Source organism: Nostoc sp. UIC 10630, from assembly GCF_010747425.1.
Taxonomy (GTDB): domain Bacteria; phylum Cyanobacteriota; class Cyanobacteriia; order Cyanobacteriales; family Nostocaceae; genus Nostoc.
Genome location: NZ_JAAGOG010000147.1, coordinates 1 through 21,691 on the forward strand (window position 1 = coordinate 1; position 21,691 = coordinate 21,691).

The 21,691-nt window shown below is 40.2% G+C and carries 15 protein-coding genes and 1 pseudogene; 5 read left to right on the forward strand and 11 right to left on the reverse strand.

Annotation, left to right across the window (positions count from 1 at the left end):
• Positions 1–130 precede the first annotated feature (130 nt).
• Positions 131–457: a YbjQ family protein gene (locus G1O98_RS26850; RefSeq protein ID WP_094327544.1), complete on the reverse strand. Its 327-nt coding sequence runs from the start codon at positions 455–457 to the stop codon at positions 131–133.
• A 627-nt stretch (positions 458–1,084) separates the two neighbouring features.
• On the opposite strand from G1O98_RS26850, the gene G1O98_RS26855 reads away from it, so the two are divergent.
• The gene (locus G1O98_RS26855; protein ID WP_114086120.1) at positions 1,085–1,765 is read left to right on the forward strand and encodes a tetratricopeptide repeat protein; all 681 of its coding nucleotides are present in this window, start codon (positions 1,085–1,087) and stop codon (positions 1,763–1,765) included.
• Positions 1,766–1,776: 11 nt separating this feature from the next.
• Here the strand turns inward: G1O98_RS26855 and G1O98_RS40195 are convergent.
• From G1O98_RS40195 to G1O98_RS26875, 5 genes and pseudogenes are all read right to left on the reverse strand, one after another.
• Positions 1,777–1,902, reverse strand: a pseudogene (locus tag G1O98_RS40195) (ABC transporter ATP-binding protein); the annotation flags it as partial.
• 469 nt (positions 1,903–2,371) lie between these two features.
• Complete coding sequence (locus G1O98_RS26860; protein ID WP_163934365.1) at positions 2,372–2,623, reverse strand: hypothetical protein; 252 nt, start codon at positions 2,621–2,623, stop codon at positions 2,372–2,374.
• A gap of 2 nt (positions 2,624–2,625) precedes the next feature.
• A complete protein-coding gene (locus tag G1O98_RS26865; protein ID WP_163934367.1) occupies positions 2,626–3,480 on the reverse strand; it encodes a hypothetical protein in 855 nt (284 codons plus the stop codon).
• Between the two features lie 165 nt (positions 3,481–3,645).
• A complete protein-coding gene (locus G1O98_RS26870) occupies positions 3,646–4,422 on the reverse strand; it encodes an RNA polymerase sigma factor SigF (protein WP_163934369.1) in 777 nt (258 codons plus the stop codon).
• A gap of 815 nt (positions 4,423–5,237) precedes the next feature.
• Positions 5,238–6,071, reverse strand: coding sequence for a photosystem II manganese-stabilizing polypeptide (locus tag G1O98_RS26875; RefSeq protein WP_012411115.1), 834 nt, complete (start codon positions 6,069–6,071; stop codon positions 5,238–5,240).
• Positions 6,072–6,902: 831 nt separating this feature from the next.
• On the opposite strand from G1O98_RS26875, the gene G1O98_RS26880 reads away from it, so the two are divergent.
• Positions 6,903–7,253 (forward strand): hypothetical protein, encoded by a 351-nt coding sequence (locus G1O98_RS26880; RefSeq protein ID WP_163934371.1) that lies wholly within the window; start codon positions 6,903–6,905, stop codon positions 7,251–7,253.
• 100 nt (positions 7,254–7,353) lie between these two features.
• Here the strand turns inward: G1O98_RS26880 and G1O98_RS26885 are convergent, their stop codons facing one another.
• Both G1O98_RS26885 and G1O98_RS26890 read right to left on the reverse strand, forming a co-directional pair.
• A complete protein-coding gene (locus tag G1O98_RS26885; RefSeq protein WP_163934374.1) occupies positions 7,354–12,405 on the reverse strand; it encodes a hypothetical protein in 5,052 nt (1,683 codons plus the stop codon).
• Between the two features lie 109 nt (positions 12,406–12,514).
• Positions 12,515–13,846 carry a P-loop NTPase fold protein gene (locus G1O98_RS26890; protein ID WP_114086114.1) on the reverse strand — a complete coding sequence of 444 codons (1,332 nt, stop codon included), beginning with the start codon at positions 13,844–13,846 and terminating at the stop codon, positions 12,515–12,517.
• 691 nt (positions 13,847–14,537) lie between these two features.
• Here G1O98_RS26890 and G1O98_RS26895 point away from each other — a divergent pair.
• The 3 genes from G1O98_RS26895 (at position 14,538) to ftsZ (ending at position 17,607) form a co-directional block, all read left to right on the forward strand.
• The gene (locus tag G1O98_RS26895) at positions 14,538–15,392 is read left to right on the forward strand and encodes an FtsQ-type POTRA domain-containing protein (protein WP_163934377.1); all 855 of its coding nucleotides are present in this window, start codon (positions 14,538–14,540) and stop codon (positions 15,390–15,392) included.
• A gap of 553 nt (positions 15,393–15,945) precedes the next feature.
• Positions 15,946–16,236 (forward strand): hypothetical protein, encoded by a 291-nt coding sequence (locus G1O98_RS26900; RefSeq protein WP_228058491.1) that lies wholly within the window; start codon positions 15,946–15,948, stop codon positions 16,234–16,236.
• Positions 16,237–16,290: 54 nt separating this feature from the next.
• Positions 16,291–17,607 (forward strand): cell division protein FtsZ, encoded by a 1,317-nt coding sequence (gene ftsZ / locus G1O98_RS26905; RefSeq protein ID WP_163934380.1) that lies wholly within the window; start codon positions 16,291–16,293, stop codon positions 17,605–17,607.
• A gap of 598 nt (positions 17,608–18,205) precedes the next feature.
• On the opposite strand, the gene gshB is transcribed toward ftsZ, so the two are convergent.
• From gshB to G1O98_RS26920, 3 genes are all read right to left on the reverse strand, one after another.
• Positions 18,206–19,171, reverse strand: a complete 966-nt coding sequence (gshB, locus tag G1O98_RS26910) for a glutathione synthase (RefSeq protein ID WP_163934383.1) — start codon at positions 19,169–19,171, stop codon at positions 18,206–18,208.
• Between the two features lie 212 nt (positions 19,172–19,383).
• Positions 19,384–19,647 (reverse strand): glutaredoxin 3, encoded by a 264-nt coding sequence (gene grxC, locus G1O98_RS26915; protein ID WP_163934385.1) that lies wholly within the window; start codon positions 19,645–19,647, stop codon positions 19,384–19,386.
• Between the two features lie 372 nt (positions 19,648–20,019).
• Complete coding sequence (locus G1O98_RS26920) at positions 20,020–20,835, reverse strand: XDD4 family exosortase-dependent surface protein (RefSeq protein ID WP_345940598.1); 816 nt, start codon at positions 20,833–20,835, stop codon at positions 20,020–20,022.
• Positions 20,836–21,691 lie beyond the last annotated feature (856 nt).

The window sequence follows — 21,691 nt, forward strand, 5'->3', positions numbered from 1 at the left end:
ATACTTAAATTAAAATACACTTATCTCCTGACATAATAAAATAATCTATCTGACTGGAGCTTTAACTTAGTAAAAAAGCTTGTAATACTTATTAAAGTTATAACAAAATAATTTAGATAGCCAATAAAAACTAACGCATCCTTACAGCTGTACCTGTGGCAGTAATCAGCAAAAGAACTCCTGATTGGTCAAGATTAATTGTGCCAGTATCAATTTCAATCCCGATTACAGCATTTGCTCCTAAACGTTGTGCCCGTTGTTCTAATTCTTCTAATGCCTTGCGTTGACCCTGCTCAAATAGACGCTCATAGCTAGCAGTGCGTCCACCGATAATATCGCGAATACCAGCCAAAAAATCCCGTAAGAAATTGCTGCCGTAGACTACTTCGGCTGTCACAATACCTAAATATGACTCAATCACGGCTCCTTGAATTACATCAGTAGTAGTTATAATCATAAATTAACCTCCTAAATAATATACATATTGATTATTCAGATGTTTATCCAAATGTGTGAAAATTGTAACTTTTATTACAAAATATAGGTTGAATAAACATCCTCTCGCACAACTTGAGATTGCGCTTTCAGCTTTAGTATTATCCTCACCAAAAACTAGGACTTAAAGGAACATTTGACTGATCAAATTTATCTTACCGTGTAATGACCATAAAAGGATGTTAATGCCGGGATGATGACTTCTAAAAAAGTAGTATAAAAGACTAAAAATTATATATAGTCAGCAAATTATTAAATTAAATAGAATACCAAACCCTGTAAGCTTGACCTATCAAGATATAGGATTAAGTTAAGTGCCTATTAATATTTTTTAGAAAATGCGTATAAATACTGATTAAAAAAGGTGTCGTTTTGCTGTTGTACTGTTTTATATAGGATAACTTAATTTAATCTTTGATAGCTTATACTCATCCTTCAGTCAAAACTCTCTTATGGAGTGCTGAATGTAAAGGAACAGTGAATGAACTATTAACATCTAAATTCATACGAATAAATACAGTTTTCAAAAATCCATATTTTTGTTTTAATGTACAAGAAAAAAGTCCTCTAAAATTTCAGGAAATTTACTGTGTACAAGCCAACATCATTCGTGTTTAGTGTGGTGTTACTAGGATGTTTTGCCTTCACCATACCTTCAGTAGCTCAAGCTCAGGTATTAGTGGCGCAAGCCAAAAACCCACAATTAAAGCAACTACTAGAAGAAGGACGGAGGTTAGTAGATAGTGGCGATTATGGTGGTGCGATCGCAGTTTATCAGCAAGCAGCTAGTCTAGATCCTAAAAATGCTAAAATCCATTCAGGTATTGGCTACCTATACGCTCAACAGGGAAATTACCAGGCAGCACTAACTTCTTATCGTCGTGCGATCGCCATCAACCCTAACAACAGTGATTTTTATTACGCTGTGGGTTACATCAAAGCCAATTTGGGAGACACCGCTGGGGCAAAAGAAGGCTACCGTAGGGCCATACAGCTAAACCGTAATAACGTTAACGCCTATTTAGGATTAGCTGTGACGCAATCTCGTATGGGAGACTATAATGCTGCTACTTGGGCATATCAACAAGCAATAGATTTGGATAAAAACAACGCCCAGACTTATGAGTTGATGGGTTCGATGTATAAACAGCGACGACAAACCAAACAAGCCAACAGCTTGCTTCAAAAAGCCCGCGACTTGTACAAGCGGCGCAATGACTTACAAGGAGTGGACAGAGTAGAAGCTATGCTGCGGCAGTTAGGAGGATGAGGTTAATCTAACTAGCGTCCCGTTAATTCCACAAAAATATCTTCCAGATTAGAGGGACGCACCACCATTCCGGTTTTATCGGGCTATTGATTTAAGTAGACATTTACTGCTTCCAAAGATGGGAAAAACAAATATTCTCAACTACGGACACTATCATTTCCCACTTCAGACACACCCAATTGCTTTATCACAAACCTTTTCCGTTTCATACTCCCAGACAGGATTTTTACCAAATCATTACATTTTTCTGCTAGCTCAACATCCTCCAGCCATAACCTCAGTACTAATACAGATTTTCTCTGAGGTTGCTCCCAAACAAGGGGCAAAATTCCCAAGTTTCACCAAGCTCGGTTTTGTGCAGTTTAATAAATAATTGGTATTAAGTCTTCATACACCATAGTCCTACTCGGTCATTTATGAACTAATACAGTTCAGATAAGACCAAAACACTTGTAGAGACGGCTATTTATCGCGTCTCAAAAACCCACGATTTTATACAAGTAGCGCTTTGAACCGTATTGATTTATGAACAACAAAATTCCCGACTTCTCTAAGAAGTCGGGAATCTGAGGCTTGAATTTTCACAAATCAAATAGGTTTCACAAATCAAATAGGATTTATATAGCGATTTTGATAGTAAGCCAAAATTTGCTTAACTTGTTGCTGACTTTGTGAACCAGAATTCGCTGTCCACGAAATGGACAAACCACCAATTTGACTTTGATTGTAATCAAACTGTTGGGATGATTGAGGAATTAAATCCACTTCTACCCCTTCAACTTGACGTAAATGAGCTGCTATCTCTCTATAGACAGCTAAAGGACAACCAGCGAATTCAATTTTTTCCTTAGTCTCCATCTCTATGAAGCTCCAACATTAAGAGGATTTGAGGAGGGCGTTGCCACTGAAATAGGATTGCCATTAGCAGATGTAGCTGATGGTGTTGAGTTGACAGACCCTTCCCCTACCATTTTGGCAACTTCGATACCAAATTGTTCGAGAATTACAATCGGGTTAGAGCCTCCATTCATTTCAATTCGTTTAATCAGTACGCCATTTGCTAATCGCTGTCCTGCTTGCACATAGCGACTCGTCGGCTCATCTGGTACTTTGATAATTGCCTGCGGTTCCTTACTAATTAGAACTACACCAGTCACAATAACTGCCCTTGCTAACTCAGGTTGTGCTGCTGGTGGCAACACAGATACTAAAGTTGGGTTGGGGACAACTTGAGGCAAAACCTTAGGTAAGACTGAAGTCAAAGTAGAATTAACTTTTTTTGGTACAGAAGCAATATTTTTCTTCTGATTTAAAGCTATGCGAGGTGTTGAAAGTTTTTGTCCTGCTAGCGATGCAGTCGGTAGCTTAGGCAAGATAGGAACAGGTTTTCCAGTTCCAGATGTTTTAGGCATTCCCGAAACCGTCTGCCCAAAAATTTGGGCAAATGGGTCAGTCCGTTCTTTTGATACTAGAATTAACGGTGTCCGCTCTGTAGCATTAGTAGATTGAATCAAGTTAGCAGATGCAGGAGTAACTTGTGAAACCTGTTTGGCAAGTATCACTGGATTCTTAAAGGATTGAGCCGTTGGTGTGGACTTTGCTACTATTTTAGGAATCGGCGCAGGATTGACGGCTTGTGGTGTATCTTCAGAAGCACATCCAGCGATCGCTAAGGATAAAATAGCTGCAATTGTAATTTTTGAATTTCTGCCCATGAGCTGTTCTCAAAAGCCATTGGAAAATTGAAAAATGGAAATATACATGCCTAAAATTTGTATCAAAGGCAAAGTATGTTACCTTTATAACCTAATTTTTTACATTTCAAGGGTTATTTTTAACACTAACAGCCCAGCATAACTGCGGATTTAGTTTATTTGCAGTTAATCGTCTGCTACACCCATCAGCTGTTTCATCAAATCCAGACCTTTCTTGACTCTACGGGAAACTGTCACGACACTTATCCCGAGATGTTCTGCAACTTGTTTTTGTGTCAAATCTTGTAAAAATACGCATTCCAAGACATCACGGGTGCGTTGTTCGAGTTGAACCAATGCTTGTTGCAAGCGAAGTTGGTCTTCTTGTGCCAATTGAAAGCTGCGATAGTGAGGATCGGGAACCAATTCTCCCAAACAAGTAGAACCTTCTTCTCCATCTTGGATTGGCACATCAAGACTCAAGGGAGCGCGATTTATCCACGCTAACTTAATTTCTTGCCATTCGTTTGGAGAAATTTCTAGCGCTGTTGCTAATTCGGTATCTGTTGGTTGGCGATTATGCTTTTCACGCCAAGAACGTGACACTCCTATTGCTTGCTGTTGGAGTGCTAACCACTTCCGAGGAATTCGCACGGTGACACCTTTATCTCGGAGATAGTGTTGAATTTCACCCCGAATATAAGGAAGAGCATAGGAACTAAAGGCATGTCCCTTGGAAAGTTCAAATTTTTCAATCGCTCTGATTAAACCCAAACATCCAACCTGGAGCAAATCATCGTAGGTTTCATGACATTGATTCGTCCAGTAGTGAGCTTCTTTTCTCACAAGTCCAAAGTTGAGTTTTACCAGTTGGTTGCGAACATTTTCTGACCGAGATTGCTGATATTCTCGCAACAACTGCCAAATTTCATGTTTTATTTCATTGGTGACTGTGGTAGGCATAGCACCGTGCTTATTGAGTAAATTAACAATCAATTACTCACTTTTAAATTAAGTTGCGATTGTGCGATATTAAACAAAATATCGCGCTATATGTAATAGCAATTACTATGGGATTAACAACTTTTTTTAGGTAAAATCCCAATAGAATTGCTTGACAACCGCGCAAAATTTAAATGGGTGAAGTTGGTATTTAGTTTGTTATTTATCTTTGGGATAATCTGTAGCTATTTTTAGAACTACATAGAAATAAAATATAAAATTAATCACTAAATATCAAACCGAGATTTTACTTAACTTTAATTAATTAATGATGAAGCTAATTTCCAAAAATAAAACAACAATAGTCAGAATTTTGTTAGATAGTAAAAGTTTGATTTACAGTAAAATTACGTGTCCATTCAACCGAAATTCAGCTAACAATTAAAAATAACTAATAATTTTTGAAAAATAGTATGTATATTTACGCAAGCAAACATAACAAAGTGCGAGATTGATCTTTGTTGTACTGGGGAGATATTGCAGGGCAAAATATCACTAACCCAAGCATATTAGGCTTTAGACTTTCCCCTCTTGTCAGAAACCTATGTACCACCCTGAAAAAAGGCAGGGCTGTTTCATTCTTTCAAAGCCTCTTGAAAAATTGGGGACAAGGGAAGGAATAATTCTTCTCTTGTCTCTTGTCGTCTCTGTAAGGCTTTTATAGGAATGAAACAGCCCTGAAAATGTGGGCAAAGAAGTTAACTTTTGCGATCAAACCTGATGTTTACAGAATTGTAGTTCTGAATGCCAGGCCAGTTATCTAAGCTCTAGAGAATTTAGCTACGAGTCGATTCAACCCGTGCAAAAAATAGACCGCGAATCTTGACTTCTTTTGGTTCGCCAGCACCTAAGTCTGTATCAGATGGCTGTTCGCTCTCGAAAGTACCAGCAATTTCACCACTAGAACTATCTACTTTAGCGATTTGCAGAGAAATCTTACCGTTAAGATTTTCAGCACGCTTGACGTTAGTGCGGGTAAGTTCTTCATCATCGGCTTGGGCGGGGAGAGCGACGGCATTATCGTAGCCACTGACGACACCACGACCTTTGGGATCTAGGAAGGCAGCACCACGGTAGGAAGGAACTTTGAAAGTGCCTTCAAAGTCCGTGGAGGTGTTAATACTGCTCAAACTGGGTTGGGTTTGAGCAACCAAGTTTTTGATGGTGAAGAGGAAAGGTACTCGCTCACCACCAGGAAGTTGTACGGTTATGGCTTGGAAGTCAAGACCATCAGTTTCCTCAAAGGTCAAGCTATTATCTGAGTTGATTTTTAGGTTGCCTTGCACCTGGTCAATAGTGGAAGTGTATCTAGTTAACAATTTGCCAGCAACAAATTCTGCTTCTTGGCGTTTATTAGCAGGTTCTTCTTTGATGAAAAAGCTAGTTGGTTCTAAGCAAAGTTCTTTGATGGCATAAGACTGGCTAGAATCAATGGGAATGGAGCCACGGCTTGTTTCTGCTAGTTGGGGGCATTTGTTCGCCAAGCCAGTGCCACGAATTTGGTCGTAAGTAAGTACATCTCTACTACTAGTAGCAGGAGCATCACTACAAGCAGTTATTAGTCCCAGGCACAAAGCCAAGAATGCAACAATTAAAGCGCGATACCTCATGGTCAACCTCAATCTCAAAAATTAATATCTAAGTTGTAAAACTGCATCGAAGCTTTGATTTCTGACGAAAAGCCATCTCCGAACTGACACTGCGTTGCTCTGATTACCAGAATTGAAACAAATGTCAGGGCGTATAGGCTGGAAGTCGCCAGTCAAACTTTTCTCTGCTAAACGTAGTTAAACGTGTCGTTCTCTTGAGCTTGGGGAGTAAACCCCAGAATAAGTAGCACACTGTATCCTTATTTGGATGTGTGTAACTAGGGGGCAAAAAACCAGCAGTTTTACTGTTGGTGGCATTTGTTAGAGTTGGGCGGGGGGATGAGTAAGCGCTACACAGAGCAGCATAAGTGCTTGCCTCAAAGAGTGCGAAGAGAGTTGTCTGCTTTGCACTTTGCTTTTGCCAATTGCAAAAGCAGCGTCGCCCAAGTCTTTTTGTATCATGTATGTGACGCTACTACATACAGCCCATTGTTTGATGGGTAAATTAGCCAGATCATACGATTTTTTTTAACTCAAAATCAAAGTACTCTTAATTAACAAAGTCTCGTCCCGATCGCATCTAGCTGATGTGGAGGCTATGCTAAAGGTTACTACGCTCTTTTAGGAGCGATCGCAATTGCTTTTAATAAAGATACAAATCTAGTTATATTCAACTCTTACTTAGGTAAGTGCAGTGAAGAGCAAAGGCGCTGAGTCTAGCAAAAAACCATCTAAAAGCCTACAGTAGCTTTATTTTCTGGGCTCAATCTCTAGAGTAACTACTGGCAAACTAGGGAAAATTAAAAATCTCCGGTAAATTTGAGTTGGCCTCATTTATACGGAAAAGTTGGCATGAACCATAACAAAAATCTGGAATCAGGGGAGTTGTCCTGTAAACTACAAGCGATCGCAACTGTGGTATATGATGCCGTACAGGGTTGTGAAGGTGAGACTGTAGCTCTTTTGGCAATGCTTAGGCAATTGGAACAGTTACACAGAGAGATCCGAGATGGGGTTTTTCAAGAGAGTTTGCCTGTTAACCGTCGGCAACTTTACTCACTCCTAAAAGATATTGAGTCTGAGGGAGGCTGGCCTTATATCGAGCGCATGAGACTACAAGCTTTTCTAGCGAATTTGCCACAAGAGGCTTCCCCAGAAAATAGCCGTGAAGTTTTAGAGAGCGATCGCTCCTTTGCTGATTAGCTCGAAAATTATTTTCTAGCTTTGAATTAACAACCCTGATCGCCTCATCAACCGCTAAACCAAGAGCGGTTGCTCATTGAGGCTTCAACTTAATTCATAATTAAAAAGAGTTTTTAGTGGGTATGCCATTACAAAGAAAGCGATCGCGCTCTTCAAGATTACGGTTGTGCTTGAGGTAATCACCCACCCAGTCGCAACCACGAACAAGCAGATCGTCAAGATTTAAATTCCACAGAATTATCGTGTTGTCATCACTAGCTGATGCTAGTGTTTGACCATCTGGGCTAAAACTGACACTTAACACTGGGGCACGATGCCCATTCAGACTTTTAATTAATTTGCCTTCATGACTCCAAAGTTTTACTGTACTATCCCAACTGGCGGCGGCAAGCAATTCACCATTGGGACTGAAAGTTACAGCGTTGACGCTATCGCTATACCCCTTTAATAAGGTTTTTAACAACGTACCATCCCGTCGCCACAGTTTTACTGTGTTATCCCAACTGGCAGAAGCCAGCAACTCATCAGTTGGACTAAAGCTGACACCTAACACCCAACTGTCATGGGGCGAAAAAGTTTTGAGCAATTTGCCTTCACGGTTCCACAGTTTTACAGTTTGGTCATCACTGGCAGAGGCTAAAATCTGACTATCAGGGCTGAAATTTACGCTATTTACCCAACCTTGATGCCCCACTAAGGTTTTGAGTAACTTACCTTGACGATTCCAAAGTTTCACGGTTTTATCTTTGCTAGCTGATGCCAAAAACTGACCATCGGGGCTGAAATTCACACTCATCACACTATCGCTATGTCCGTGAAGAGTCATGATTAAAGTACCGTCAAGCCGCCAAAGTTTCACGGTTTTGTCATAACTTCCTGAAGCCAGCATTTTACCTTTGGGGTCAAAACTGACACTAGGAACTTTACTTGTGTGCCCTACTAAAGTTTTGTAAAGTCGAGTTTTGAACTCGCCATTACTAGTGTATTTCTTCCAGAGTTTTACAGTGCGATCGCTGCTACCAGAAGCCAGCATCTGACCGTTGGGGCTCCAAGTAACGCTCAAAACTCGATCTTGATGCCCTTGAAGAGTAGACGGTGTTGGGGCATTTAAGCTCCATAGTTTCACGCTTTTGTCGAAACTTCCTGAAGCCAGCAATTTATTATTTGGACTGAAAGCGATAGTAACAACAGCATCACTATGTCCTTTGAAGGTTTTGAGTAAAGTACCAGTTATACTCCAGAGGTTTATGGCATTGTCTTCGCCTGCGGAAGCTAACTTTTTACTATCAGAACTAAAGTTCAAACTCCACACTGTACTGCTATGTTGCCGTAAATTTTTGTAAAGACGAAAGCCAAAACCGTCTTTAGTATCGTTAATCTCTCTCTGCCAAAGTTTCACTGTCTTGTCTCGACCTGCTGACGCTAAAAATTTACCGTCAGGGCTGAAAACAGCTACAGTCACACCCTGCTGATGTCCCTGCAAAGTTGTAACCAGGCTACCATCCCGTCGCCAGATTTTCACTGTCTTGTCATCGCTGGACGAAGCGATTAATTGACCATCGGGACTAAAGTTTACCCAGTTAACCCACCCTCGATGTCCTCTCAGGATTTTTACTAATGTACCGTCTTTGCGCCAGAGTTTTATAGTTGTATCCTTACTGGCAGTAGCTAACAACTCGCCATCAGGACTGAAATTAACGCTATAAACCCAATCTTTATGTCCTTTCAGGGTTTTATATGGCTTGGGATCAAATTCACCTGTAACCGGGTTTTTACTCCAGATTTGTACTGTTTTGTCGAGGCTGGCGGACGCTAGGGTTTGACCATCTGGGCTGAAGCTTACACAGGTAACAGCATCAGTGTGACCTTTGAGGGTTTGGAGTAAAGTACCATCAGGATGCCAAATTTTCACAGTCTGATCTCGGCTACCTGATGCTAGGGTTTGACCATCAGGACTAAAAGTTACTCCCCAGACAATATCAGTGTGCCCTTCTAAGCGATTGACTTCTGTTACCCCATAAACCGCCTGTTGCAGGGCTGTTACCACCCGCATTCGGGTATCTGGTTGCACTCCATCTGCCTGTTTCAGTTCTCTCCAAGCCCGCAAACTTTCTAATAAAGCATCAAACTCTTTATTAGACGCAAATAGAGCTTCGCTAGCAGCCGTGATTCCACTAATCCTCAAGTTGGTTTCACTGCGTTCAGCTCGTAGAGTCTGGTGAATTGCTGCTGTTTTTTGCAAGTTGGCTTGCCACCATAATGTCGCTATTGTTCCCCCCATTATTGCCAGCACTACGCCTACAAACCGTGCTTCTCGCAGCCGCCGTTGCAAGATCAAATTGAGTTGCTTTTGACTCAGTTGTTGAGCTACTTCTGCTCTAATTTTTTCGAGTTTGATTTTTTCAAACTCGGCGAGCATACCATAGTTGTTTTTTTGGCGAATTGGTTCAACTAAATAATCGTGAACTAGCTGGTAGCGATCGCCTAATTCTTCTCTGACTCGCAACACCAAACCTGAACCCACCAATATTTCTAAAATCAGTTCCCCAACTGTGTTAAAGCTTGATATTGTTTCTATATCATGGTTATTAATTAATGCAGCCGCTAAATCAGCTTTAGTTTTTAAAGGTCGCGTCCCTTTTTCATCAGTAAACTCAAATAATAATTTCCAACTTAACTCTTCATTCTCTGGGCCGCAGTCTTTGATGACTTCCCCTAGCCAGCGTTCAACCAATTTTGCCGAGCCGCCGCAAAGCTTGTATTGTCCAAGGGTAGTAATATTTTCTATTTGTAGTTGAGCGCCAACTATTTGTAATTCAATTGGATGTACTTCATCTAGTTCTCCTGTCAAATCCTGGACTAATCGGTTAATTAATTCATCACTAAGTTCATAATGAGAACGTTGAGTAAGACTGTGAATTATAGCGTTAGCATCCTGACTAGAGAATTTTCCTAGATAGTAGCGAATGTCCTTATCAAGAATATTTTTATTAATTACACCTAAATCATATAGTCCAATACTATTTTTTTGGCTCAAGCGTTCAAATTCTAATAAATGATGCAAGTAATCTTCTCTTAACGAAAGAATAATTTTTACAAATGAAATATTTAAACACTCACTAAAGAATTGATAAAATTCTATTCTTTGCGTAGGAGGATTACTAATAAAAAACAATTCTTCAAACTGGTCTAATATGATAATTATTGTATAGTTGCGCTCGGTTGCCAAACGAATTTTTTCTAACAGTATATTGAATGTAGAGTCAGGATTAACTGATATTCCTGTGTATGCCAGCGCTTGGTTTAGACTGCTTATTAAGACTGTCAGCCAATCAGTATAAACAGACAAAACAATAGGTATAGGAATGCGTTCTCCGATAACTTTTCCTGTCAGAGCTGGGACTAAACCAGCTTTGAGAATTGAACTTTTACCTACGCCTGATGGCCCATAAATTACTGTAAGTTTATAGTCAGCACGACTAATTCTTTCAATCAAACGATTGACATCTTGCTGTCGTCCTGAAGCTGATATTTCTTGGGCAACTCCTTCAGGAATAAACGGTATTTTTTGAGGTTCCAATGCTGGGTTAATTCTAGATCGTTGCGGCTGTAACTGACTTGCGCCAATGAAGGCGCGAAACCCATACTGATGTTCTATCTGAATCTTTTCTTGCTTGAGTTTAAAGGCTTCTGTATAGTTATGACGCTCAAAAAAGTAAAGCGATCGCAGTTCCTCTAAAATCTCTAAATATAGTGATGGCTGATGTTGTAGCTCACAAACTACCCTCGCCCATTCCAGGTTATTTATCGCTTCTTCTGATTCACCTAGATGTCGTTGTGTACGTGCAAGCAACAGAAGATACCAACTTTCTTGTCGTCGTGTTCGCAAAGCATCTCGCAGAGAAACTTCTGTTGCTTCTTCGGAAATAGAAAGTGCTGCATTCGCAAATTCATGAGCTAGTACCCAATTCGACTCTGAAATTGCTACATTTGCCAAAAAACCATAATTTTGAGCAATTTGTGCAGGAGTTCCATAGGTTTTATTTAGAAGTAATGACTTTTGAGCTAATTTTTTTAAGTCGTCCCAAGCTTGTAAACGTTGCAGCATTTCACAAGCAGGCAAAATAAATTTAGCAACTAAGTCTTCTCTTTGTACCTCCTCCAATACGTCCAGGCATTGTTTAAACCACAAGAGAGCATGTTCACAATACCTACTATTACTATTATTGTGTAGGTCTGCCATGCGGTGATAACACAGCCCTAAGTGGAATAGTACTATTGCTTGCTTGAGTAAAGGCGAAGGAGGAGTAGGGTGAGGACATGAGAGAGGTAAAGAAGAGTTACTCTCCAACTCAGCTACTCTCTTCGTTTCCTGCTGCCATAATGCTAGACTTCTTTGATAATTGCCTAAAGCACCATTAATTTGATCGTTGGCATATTTATCTCTTCCCAACACAAATTCTAAACTAGCTTCTAATCCTGGTGTTAATTGAACACTATATAGACGCAGCAAATCATTACGGGCTGATTCTATTTCGTGGCGGTGTTGAGACTTAGGATCTAAATCTAGAGAGGCATTAGATAAAAATGTTTCAGCACCTGCTTCTAAAACTTTGGCAAATAGAGATTCTGCTTCTTGATGAATCAAAGCAATTAAATCTGCTTTTGCCATTTCAAATTTAATCGTAGTTGCAGCCCAACTTTTAAAATCAGGTGCTAACCTGGACAACAATGATGCAACTTCATCTTGTAGCCACAACACTACTGGAAATGGAAAAGTTGCGGCATATATATCTCGCGCTTGGTTAATGCCTGTAAGTAAGTTTTCTAGGTCGATTGCTGACTCAATACCAAAAACCATAACAGCAGCTGGCAAAGAGTCTGTGAGGACAGCAGGATTATCTAAGGATAGCTCTGTGACTATTGTGTTGTGTAAGGAAGTTGTTGACAAATTGAGGACGATTTCTCTGATATTGGTATCTTTGGTGATGGAGCGAATATTTTCTAACATTTGCTCACGTAATTGCCCATAGTTACACCGAACTAAAATTAGGGCAAATTGACCTTCAGAAAGTGCGATCGCTCTAATCAATCTTTGCAATGTATGCTGATTTTCTTTTGTGGAGACGTGTAGCTGCTTGTCAGTAGTCATTTGTTATTGGGCATTGGGCATTGGGCATTGGGCATTGGGCATTGGGCATTAGTTATTAGTCCAATGCCCAAGGACAAAGGACTAATGACTATTAACTTACCCAGCACTATTACTTGTTTTGTTGCCAAGCTAAAACTTTTTCTGTTTCTGCTAGGGCTGGACTGATGCCAAACCAGCGCCCCAGAGGGTCACGATATTCGAACAAATACATACTTCGTAGTAAGCTTTGATAGTCAGACTCACCTTTAACTCTCTGTTGTTGCACTACTTCAAACAATAATTCCCACTGGGATTCATCAATAGCTAATAGCAGATCGTCTCGGTAGTCTTTAATCACAGCTTCTAAGCATTCTCTAGAAAAAGGTGGATCTTGTCGTTGCAGGCAGCTATAAAGTAAACCCAATAAGTTGCGAATGTGGCCACCGCTAACGCGACATATCCGATCCAAGGTTTGGGAATGATCGAATAATTCTGTAATTAATAAAAGCCTTTCATTCAAAGAAACTTCTGGAAAAGCTCTTGCTAAGACTAACTGGCGTACTAGTGACATCCCTGGTTCGTAATCACTGCCATCTCTTTGCCGCACTAATACCATCGGCAGTACTTTTGGTGCAATACCTCCCCCCAGGCGATTTTTTAGTGTTTCATACTCATTGGAGAAAATTAGTGTTAGGGGAATTGTGTAAACTAGATGGCATTTGAGTCGGCGTAGCTGTTCGCCTCGGTCGATAAAGAGATATTCTGGTTGCGATCGCCCTGATGCTAAGGGACGCATATCGACTCGATCCAAATTATCTACGATCACTACCAGTCCTTTTTGACCCCGCAGCTTTAACTGTTCAATAGCCCTTTCTAAAATTTCTTCGTTAATCGCTTGCAAAATACTATTGGTACGTGGTTCCAAATATTGCCTCAGTTGATTCCGCATCTGAGTGCTATCTTTGGTTTTGGCGGTAATTTTGGCAATACCCAAGGATAATTCTGCTTGTCCAGAAAGCTCTATGGGGCTTTGTAGAAAATCGCCTACTTCTTTAAACAAATTGGTAAAGTAACCACCTTTGAGTTTGATGTTAATGCCTTCTAAACTGGCACTGACTTGACGGGCTACACTCAGCAAAATATCGCTGATATCAATATCCGCCATGTCTAAGTCTTGACTGGACTCAAAATAAACCACATGAAATCCTGCCAATTCTAGTTCTGTTTTGAGGCGCTGCAATTCCGTTGATTTACCGCAGCCAATGTGACCCGTAAATAACTGACAGGTTGGCTCATCAGGGGAAATCCGAACTATAGTCCGTTGCAATTCTTCGACAATCTTACAACCACGGACATCAGCAAAATCTATGTAATACTGGCGATCTAACACGTTGCTTATATTAAGCGTGTAGCTTGGGTTACATGCTTTATAAAAACGTGACAAATTGAATGTCGTTTTCATGTATGTATAGGTGTATGTAGACGCGTGTGTAGATGCAGTTAACTCGTATTTTTTATACAAACAATCTCTAACTTTGTTGTAGGCACACAATTAATTCGCAAGTTGGTAGTGTCTTGCAAAAGACAGCACTTATTACAGGATCACTGTCAGTAGTATGATAGAGATTTAATTGACCCTAATAACCTTAAACATATCTGTCCTTTTTACACCTACTATTGAGGTTTTGACAATCTCATAGCTTTTCTTTAACCTGACACAAAGCTTGATGACGGAGTTAATCAGTAAAAAAAGCTACTCGATTATATTATTCCCTGTTTGTATAGTTGATGAGACATGACTAGTATGAATTATAGCAATCTATACAGAGATCAAGGAAGACTTATTTATCACTTCACATTCTATTTGTCAATAAAACAAAATCAGAAATATTTAAATTAAGATTTTGTAATCTTTAAAGAAAAATGCTTTATGTCCCTTGTCAAAAAGACAACAGTGAGTTAAGAATGGACACCGGAAACTTTAATAGGAAGGATGACTAGAGACTACCTTCGTTGTGTACTTACTGTAAAGTGTTACTAAAAATAAAAAAAGTCTTGAGGAGAGCGGCTAACAGATGCCGACAGTGTTTACTGAAATTAATAATGATACAAGCGCGTCAAGGAATTTGGATTGTAACCAGAAAGGGGTTTGAATGGCTGGCATAATATCAGTTTCCCGTACGGATCTTGCCCAGCGTCGTAAAAAATTACGTCGGCGACGGCAGATGAGAATTATTCAAGCTATTTGGCGAACCTTTGCCATTACCGGTTTGGCGGGTGGATTGCTGTGGGTAGCAGTTCAACCAGTATGGGTGTTAAAAACTCCCAAACAAGTAGTGATGAAATCAGGCAATCAATTACTGTCATATGAGACAACTCAATCCCTATTAGTGCTATCTTACCCCCAATCTTTGTGGCGGATTGAACCAGCAGCGATCGCAAACTCTTTGAAAAAACAACCAACTATTGCTCAAGCGATCGTGAGACGTCGCCTGTTTCCTCCCGGATTAAACATCGAAATCCAAGAACGAGTCCCTGTCGCAATGACTCAAACAGCAAGTGGGGCAAATCAGGGCACTGGCAATAAAAAAGTCACAATCGGCTTATTAGATGCAAGTGGGGCCTGGATACCTTTAGAAAAATACACATCACTGAATCCCACTAGGAAATTACCCAATCTCAGAGTAATTGGATCGCCCAAACAATACTGTCTCAACTGGACTCAAATTCATCAAGCTATCAGCCAAAGTACTGTGAAAGTAATGGAAGTTGATTGCCAAAATCCAGCGAATTTAATTTTGAAAACAGAACTAGGAAATGTGCATCTTGGCGTTCCAAGTACTATGTTGTCTGAACAAATTAAGGTACTTGCCCAAATGCGCCATTTATCAGCGAAACTCGATTCTGGTCAAATAGAGTATATTGATCTGAAAAATCCCGATTTTCCCTTAGTACAAATGAACCAAAAAGACCAAAAATTAACTCCTAAAAACCCTAAAAATATCTAGCGTGTTTAATGTATTGATAGCTCTTAGTAAATTAAGAAGCTTTATGCTGATAAATATATTTATTATTTTCAGTTTTCCAGCAACTGCGCGAAAATCGGCATTAACTTCTAATTAAAATGAGAAGATCAATCATGAAATCTCTCTTGTGAGTAAAACACTCTCAAATTGTTACCCTAACATTAGGGTGCAAGATGTCTGACAATCTAACTTTGGTCTGTTGAGGATACTTCCAAAGACAGTTTACTGAAGCCCAAAGCTGTAAATTAAAGTACTACAAAAGGTTGCGTAAAGGCTACTTTTGGGTAATCAGTTTGGACTATTCTGTACCATATTTCTTAATTGGGTTACGAAACCTCTAGGAAAATCTTGATTTGTTGACCACACTAGTGAGGGTTCTCGTAAGATAGACTATTGCTTCAACAAAGTGTCCATTAAGACTCCCCAAACAACAAATTAATCAGGTATAGTCTGACAAGTAAATTCTTGCTTACTTCAACCTTAAGAATAAGTAAGTATCAGGTAAATTTTGTGTCTAAAGTTGCAATTATCCCCAATGGTGAAACCTATTAACAATATTATTGAGGCAGATAAGATGCGCTGTAGTGTGTCTTTAGAAGTTATGTTCTCCGATGAGAAGAATGAAGAGATTAATGTCTGGCTGAAGTTATACAGGTCACTTTTGGATAAATATAGGTATACTTCTCTAGAATTGGCTGTGCGATCAGCTGCATTAAAAGCTGATCTCATAGCAAATTTTCATCCCGCCAATTCTGTTAGGCTTGGCAGTAGTGAAAACAATAAAGAACAGTGCCATAGTATTGTGGCAGTGTCAAACTATAGTTGACTCTTAAGTGAATAGCACCTGGAAAAGTCGTTTATCTACCCTCTCACAAATCCAATGACACTTGATAATAACCAAGGACTCACCTATAAAAATTCCCAATCTCCGGGACAGCCTGGGTTTTCTCTGGCAGTTAACTCGACCAATCCCTTTAATAACTCTGGGATGAACTTCGGACAAAATCACGATAATAAGAAGATTTTTACGGAAAATAGCCGTATTGGGGAGATTGTTCCTGGTCGGGTTGCCAACATCAAAGTGATTGGTGTCGGTGGCGGCGGTGGCAATGCCGTTAACCGCATGATCGAATCTGATGTCTCTGGTGTAGAGTTTTGGTCAATAAATACTGATGCCCAAGCTTTAACTCTGGCAGGCGCTCCCAGTAGATTGCAAATTGGACAAAAGCTAACGCGGGGCTTAGGAGCAGGTGGTAATCCTGCGATTGGTCAAAAGGCAGCTGAGGAATCACGAGACGAAATTGCTACAGCTTTAGAGGGTGCAGACCTAGTATTTATCACCGCTGGTATGGGCGGTGGTACTGGAACAGGTGCAGCCCCAATCGTGGCAGAAGTAGCCAAAGAAATGGGCGCTCTCACTGTTGGGGTAGTCACACGTCCATTCGTCTTTGAAGGTCGCCGCCGTACCAGCCAAGCCGAACAAGGGATTGAAGGCTTAAAAAGTAGGGTAGATACACTGATTATTATTCCTAACAACAAACTACTGGAAGTGATCCCCGAACAAACACCTGTGCAAGAAGCTTTTCGCTATGCAGATGACGTGTTGCGTCAAGGGGTGCAAGGTATTTCTGATATCATCACAATTCCCGGTTTGGTAAATGTTGACTTTGCTGATGTCCGGGCTGTGATGGCAGATGCGGGATCGGCATTGATGGGTATTGGCGTTAGTTCTGGAAAATCTAGAGCCAGAGAAGCTGCGATCGCGGCTATTTCTTCACCATTACTAGAATGTTCTATTGAAGGTGCTAGAGGAGTTGTCTTTAATATTACAGGTGGTACTGATCTTACTTTACATGAAGTGAATGCAGCCGCAGAAGCAATCTATGAAGTAGTTGATCCCAACGCCAATATTATTTTTGGGGCTGTAATTGATGACAGACTCCAAGGTGAGGTCAGAATTACTGTAATTGCCACCGGGTTTACAGGTGAAGTGCAAGCTGCGGTACAACAAAGCGTAGCTAGCGTTCGAGTAGCACCTAATACCTCCAAGCGGCCAACAACACAACAACCCGCAGTTAATCCCCCAACCTCAACTCCAAGTTCAACTCCAACTCCAACTCCAACTCCAGAACCAAAAGAAAAACCTGGATTGGATATACCTGACTTCTTGAGAAACCGACAAAGACCACGGAATTAAAAGATTTTGGACTTTCCTGCGGAACGCTACGCGAACGGCTACGCTCAGTCGAACGATTTGAGATTTTAGATTAAATTAGCAGTCTCAGGTTAGGCTGAGTGCTGTATAAAATCTGTTAGTTTCAGGGTTTACCAAAAGCAGGGATAAGCAATCCGTTGCCATCCCTAATTTTGCTAATTGGTAAAGAAATTTGTTAACGCTACTTATAAAATTAACTTGGGCAGGGTTCTGCTGGCTCCCATGTCTAGCTTTGCTTTTGGAACAAATAAATCAGAAGACCTAGCCAACTAGGAATGCTTAAATGTAGCCCGTCGTAGACATTGCTACATCTACTTCCGCGATTCATTAAACTTATATTCTGTATAAACAAAGCTGCGTGGGTGAGTTGCCCACGCAAGCACCCGAAGTAATTCTATTTTTTAGAAAATAGGACACCAAGTAAAAATAATTTACATTTATCAATGAAGGCAAGAGGAAAACCGCTTGTACTTTAGAACTGCCTTCACCAGTAGTAGAGAAGACATTGACTGAACTCTAGTTCAGTGGCTTCAAATCAGCAGGGGATTTGACCACTGCTGATTTATTCTTCCTGCCTCCTTCAATTCAATGACTGTTCAATCCATTGAATAACCTGATAACCAAGGTGAGTACCATCTAGACGATCAATTTCACGAATTCCCGTAGGACTGGTGACGTTAACTTCAGTTAAGTAGCCACCAATAACATCTATACCCACAAAAATCAAACCGTCTTGACGTAATTGTTCGGCTACTTGGGTACAAATTTCATGTTCTCTTGGGGTAATTTCAGTTTGAGCGACTGTACCACCAGTTGCCATATTATTGCGAAAATCACTTCCGCTAGAGAGGCGATTGAGCGCACCAATCGGTTCGCCATTGAGCAGGATAATGCGTTTATCTCCTTCTTTTGCTTCCGGTAGATAAGTTTGTACCATTACTGGCACTCGACCTTGGAGGGTACTGAGTTCGACAATGGAGTTAAAATTGCGATCGCTCGATTGCAAAAATAAAATTCCTTCCCCGGCTTTGTTTCCCAGTGGTTTGAGAACAGTTGCCCCCTTTGCTTCGACAAATTGCCGAATAAACTGCTTATCAGCACTGACAATCGTTTCTGGAATCGCTTTGGTAAACTGGAGGGCATACATTTTTTCATTTGCCCCTCGAATGCCGCTAGGACTGTTAATCAGTAGAGTTTTATTTTGGTCAACATAATCCAGAATGTACGTGGCATAGAGGTAAGAATCATTGACAGGTGGATCTGTTCGCATAAATACGGCATCCATTGTCTCTAAAGAAGTTAAGGAGGAATCACTTAATTTATACCAAGGATTCGCCGCTATCCAGCGTCTCTCCACCAACTGTACTGGTACAAGTTCAACTCGCTGTAGGACAGCCCAAGCTTTGCCCTCCACTACACTCAGCAGATTTGCTTGAGTTACCCAAACTTCGTGTCCCAGGATTTGCGCTGCTTCGATCAGGGCAATGCTGGTATCATGACACGGGTCAAGCAGATGGATCGGATCAATGATAAAAGCCAGTTTCACCCTTTATACCTCAATCACCAAGAAATTAAATGGTTGTTCAATTATTATCTCTTGATGATCTTACTAATTGACGTACATCTGTACTGCTGAGTAGGAACTGGAGGGTAAAATCTTGTGGACAGATACTTTTGCGAGAAAAATTTCGTAAACAGAGTTGTAGCGACTGCCGTGTAATTTGCAGTGGCTTGTCGCTAGTGCAATATCTTCTAGACTTACACGGAAGTTAGTAGCTCATCTAGCTTGCCTTGACTGTCTAAAGCGTGGATGTCATCACAACCACCAATATGGTCATCATTGATGAAAATTTGCGGTAAAGAGCGCCTTCCATTTGCTCTTTGAGCCATTTTATTTCTGGCTGTCTCATCTCCGTCAATGCTGTATTCTGTAAATTCAACACCCTTACTCTTCAGCAAACTTTTGGCACGGATACAAAACGGGCAAGTCCTCCAAGTGTAAATTTCTACTTTTGCAGCCATAATGTCCTCAACTTGATTTAATACTTTTTAATTTTAGAACGTTGCAACTGGCTGTAGGTGTTCTATGCCGTTTTGACTTTACTTTCAGAAGTGTCTAACTAAATTCAGTTATTGATTTCGCTGAGTTCCTTCGAGATCCGCTACAGTTAGCCAGCTTTTTGTGCAGAACTATGCAAAACGAAAAATCGTTGAAAAGCCTAGAAACAATGCAAGCTTTGCAACGATTTATAATTATTAGCCTATTTACACCATGTTGTACTTAATCAATTTTTACAGAATATAGGGTATGCACACTTGATTTTCTAAAAAACAGTATTTCCTTTTATGGAAGTATCTGGTGTTTCTCAGTATTAAAAACTAGAAAACTGTCACTTAGGCTACTACTAAAGATTTTTTCCTCACCACTTTCAATGCACCCACTGCAAATAAACCAAGGGCGGCTGTTGTCTCAGGTTCAGGTACTTGTTTTGGTGGAGGAGGCGGAGGACTGTAATAATTCCCTTGTGCTTTTATAATGCTAGGCTCACTTAAATTGGTGCCATATTGGAAGCGAACACTACCAATTTTGCTTATATCAAAGTTAGTGGGCAGTCCTGACAAAACGAACGTGGCCGAATTGTCAACAAAACTTCCCCCTTTGATTGCTGGATTTGCATTAGCATTGTAGCCGTCAATAATGCCGTAATTAAATTGCTGCTGTCCACCAAGACCTTGAAAAATACCCAAGCCGGCAGTACCTAAACCGTAGTCTTGGGTTATTCCACTGAGTCCTGCGGAATTGGTAGTAGATGCAAATGCCCATTCTTTGCCATTAGGAGTATTGAGAAGATTTACATTATTTGTAGTGGTAGAGGGGGTTTTTTGAGTGACCGTTGCAGCTGTTGCTGAAATTAACGATAAGTTTAAGGGAGATCCAGCATAGTCCCAAAAGACTGATGTAAGAACATCAGAAGGGACTGAAACATTTTTCATGTTCGTCAGGGTGACTGTCAACTTACCTGGATTGAGTAAGTCATCAAACACGACTGATGATGCTAGAGCATTATTCGATGCTGAGTTAGTTCCTGTGACTGAGAAAGTCATAGAGGCTGCATCTGCTTGGGACATCTGTGAAAATGTCACTACAGCTAATGCTGATATACAACAGACTGCATAACCCGCTATTTTCTTGGAATATGGTTGAGACACTCGATTGAAACTCCTTTTCTTTTTATTGAGGATATTTAAGACCTCTCAAAATAACTCTTTGATGGAAGTTACCAATGTCTAAATTTACACAAATAAATACAACTTGTCTACGTTGTTTGGCAAAGTTAGCTAAAAATTTAAATTTGGAATTATCAATATATTTTTATGAATTAATGGAGATTTTCAGTATTTACACTTGATATATTTTTTTAAATTAGAATTGTTTATATTCACGCTGAATAATCAATATTTGGTTTCACGATATTATTACTTATTTAACAGATTTTTAGGAGATATTGACTATCCTATGAGGAAGAGTTGTAGGTTGGATAGAGCGCAGTGTTGCCCTGTAGAAAACCAGCCTGCACTAGGTATCTCACGCCAATCCACACAAGTAGATGTTTTAATCTTTCACTAAGTACATGAGCTAAATTAAACATAGGACTCCTATTTGATGTTTGAAAACATACTGAGATGAAAAGCCAGCTTTATCAGGGTTTTATTTAAAATATTGTTCAAAATCAGATTTAAGTTTTGAAAAAACTCACTAGAACTCAAAAAGGCTTTTTCCCTACTTCCGAACCCCTACTCCCTGCCTATCTCTCTTGCGTGGTGCGCGAACAACAATCAGACAGGAGTTATAAAACCACTGTACTGGTGTCAATACGCTTGGGTTAAGCAAAGCGCAACCCAACAAAGTCCCGGAAATGTTGAGTTTCGTTTCTCCACTCAACCTACGCCGTTTAAGTTTTTTGGCGCTAACTGAGCCGTATTGGTACTATAGGACTAATATTTGATTTCTGAAAAAGCTCCGTACATTTGAAGGGTGGGGAAATCAAAGGTCGTGTGTCGGATA

Coding starts and splice junctions, on each gene's coding strand:
- grxC (WP_163934385.1), bottom strand. CDS start 19,647: ATGGCTGCAAAAGTAGAAATTTACACTTGGAGGACTTGCCCGTTTTGT.
- G1O98_RS26890 (WP_114086114.1), bottom strand. CDS start 13,846: ATGAAAACGACATTCAATTTGTCACGTTTTTATAAAGCATGTAACCCA.
- G1O98_RS26895 (WP_163934377.1), top strand. CDS start 14,538: ATGGCTGGCATAATATCAGTTTCCCGTACGGATCTTGCCCAGCGTCGT.
- G1O98_RS26870 (WP_163934369.1), bottom strand. CDS start 4,422: ATGCCTACCACAGTCACCAATGAAATAAAACATGAAATTTGGCAGTTG.
- G1O98_RS26900 (WP_228058491.1), top strand. CDS start 15,946: ATGGTGAAACCTATTAACAATATTATTGAGGCAGATAAGATGCGCTGT.
- G1O98_RS26860 (WP_163934365.1), bottom strand. CDS start 2,623: ATGGAGACTAAGGAAAAAATTGAATTCGCTGGTTGTCCTTTAGCTGTC.
- G1O98_RS26865 (WP_163934367.1), bottom strand. CDS start 3,480: ATGGGCAGAAATTCAAAAATTACAATTGCAGCTATTTTATCCTTAGCG.
- G1O98_RS26880 (WP_163934371.1), top strand. CDS start 6,903: ATGAACCATAACAAAAATCTGGAATCAGGGGAGTTGTCCTGTAAACTA.
- ftsZ (WP_163934380.1), top strand. CDS start 16,291: ATGACACTTGATAATAACCAAGGACTCACCTATAAAAATTCCCAATCT.
- G1O98_RS26885 (WP_163934374.1), bottom strand. CDS start 12,405: ATGACTACTGACAAGCAGCTACACGTCTCCACAAAAGAAAATCAGCAT.
- G1O98_RS26875 (WP_012411115.1), bottom strand. CDS start 6,071: ATGAGGTATCGCGCTTTAATTGTTGCATTCTTGGCTTTGTGCCTGGGA.
- G1O98_RS26850 (WP_094327544.1), bottom strand. CDS start 457: ATGATTATAACTACTACTGATGTAATTCAAGGAGCCGTGATTGAGTCA.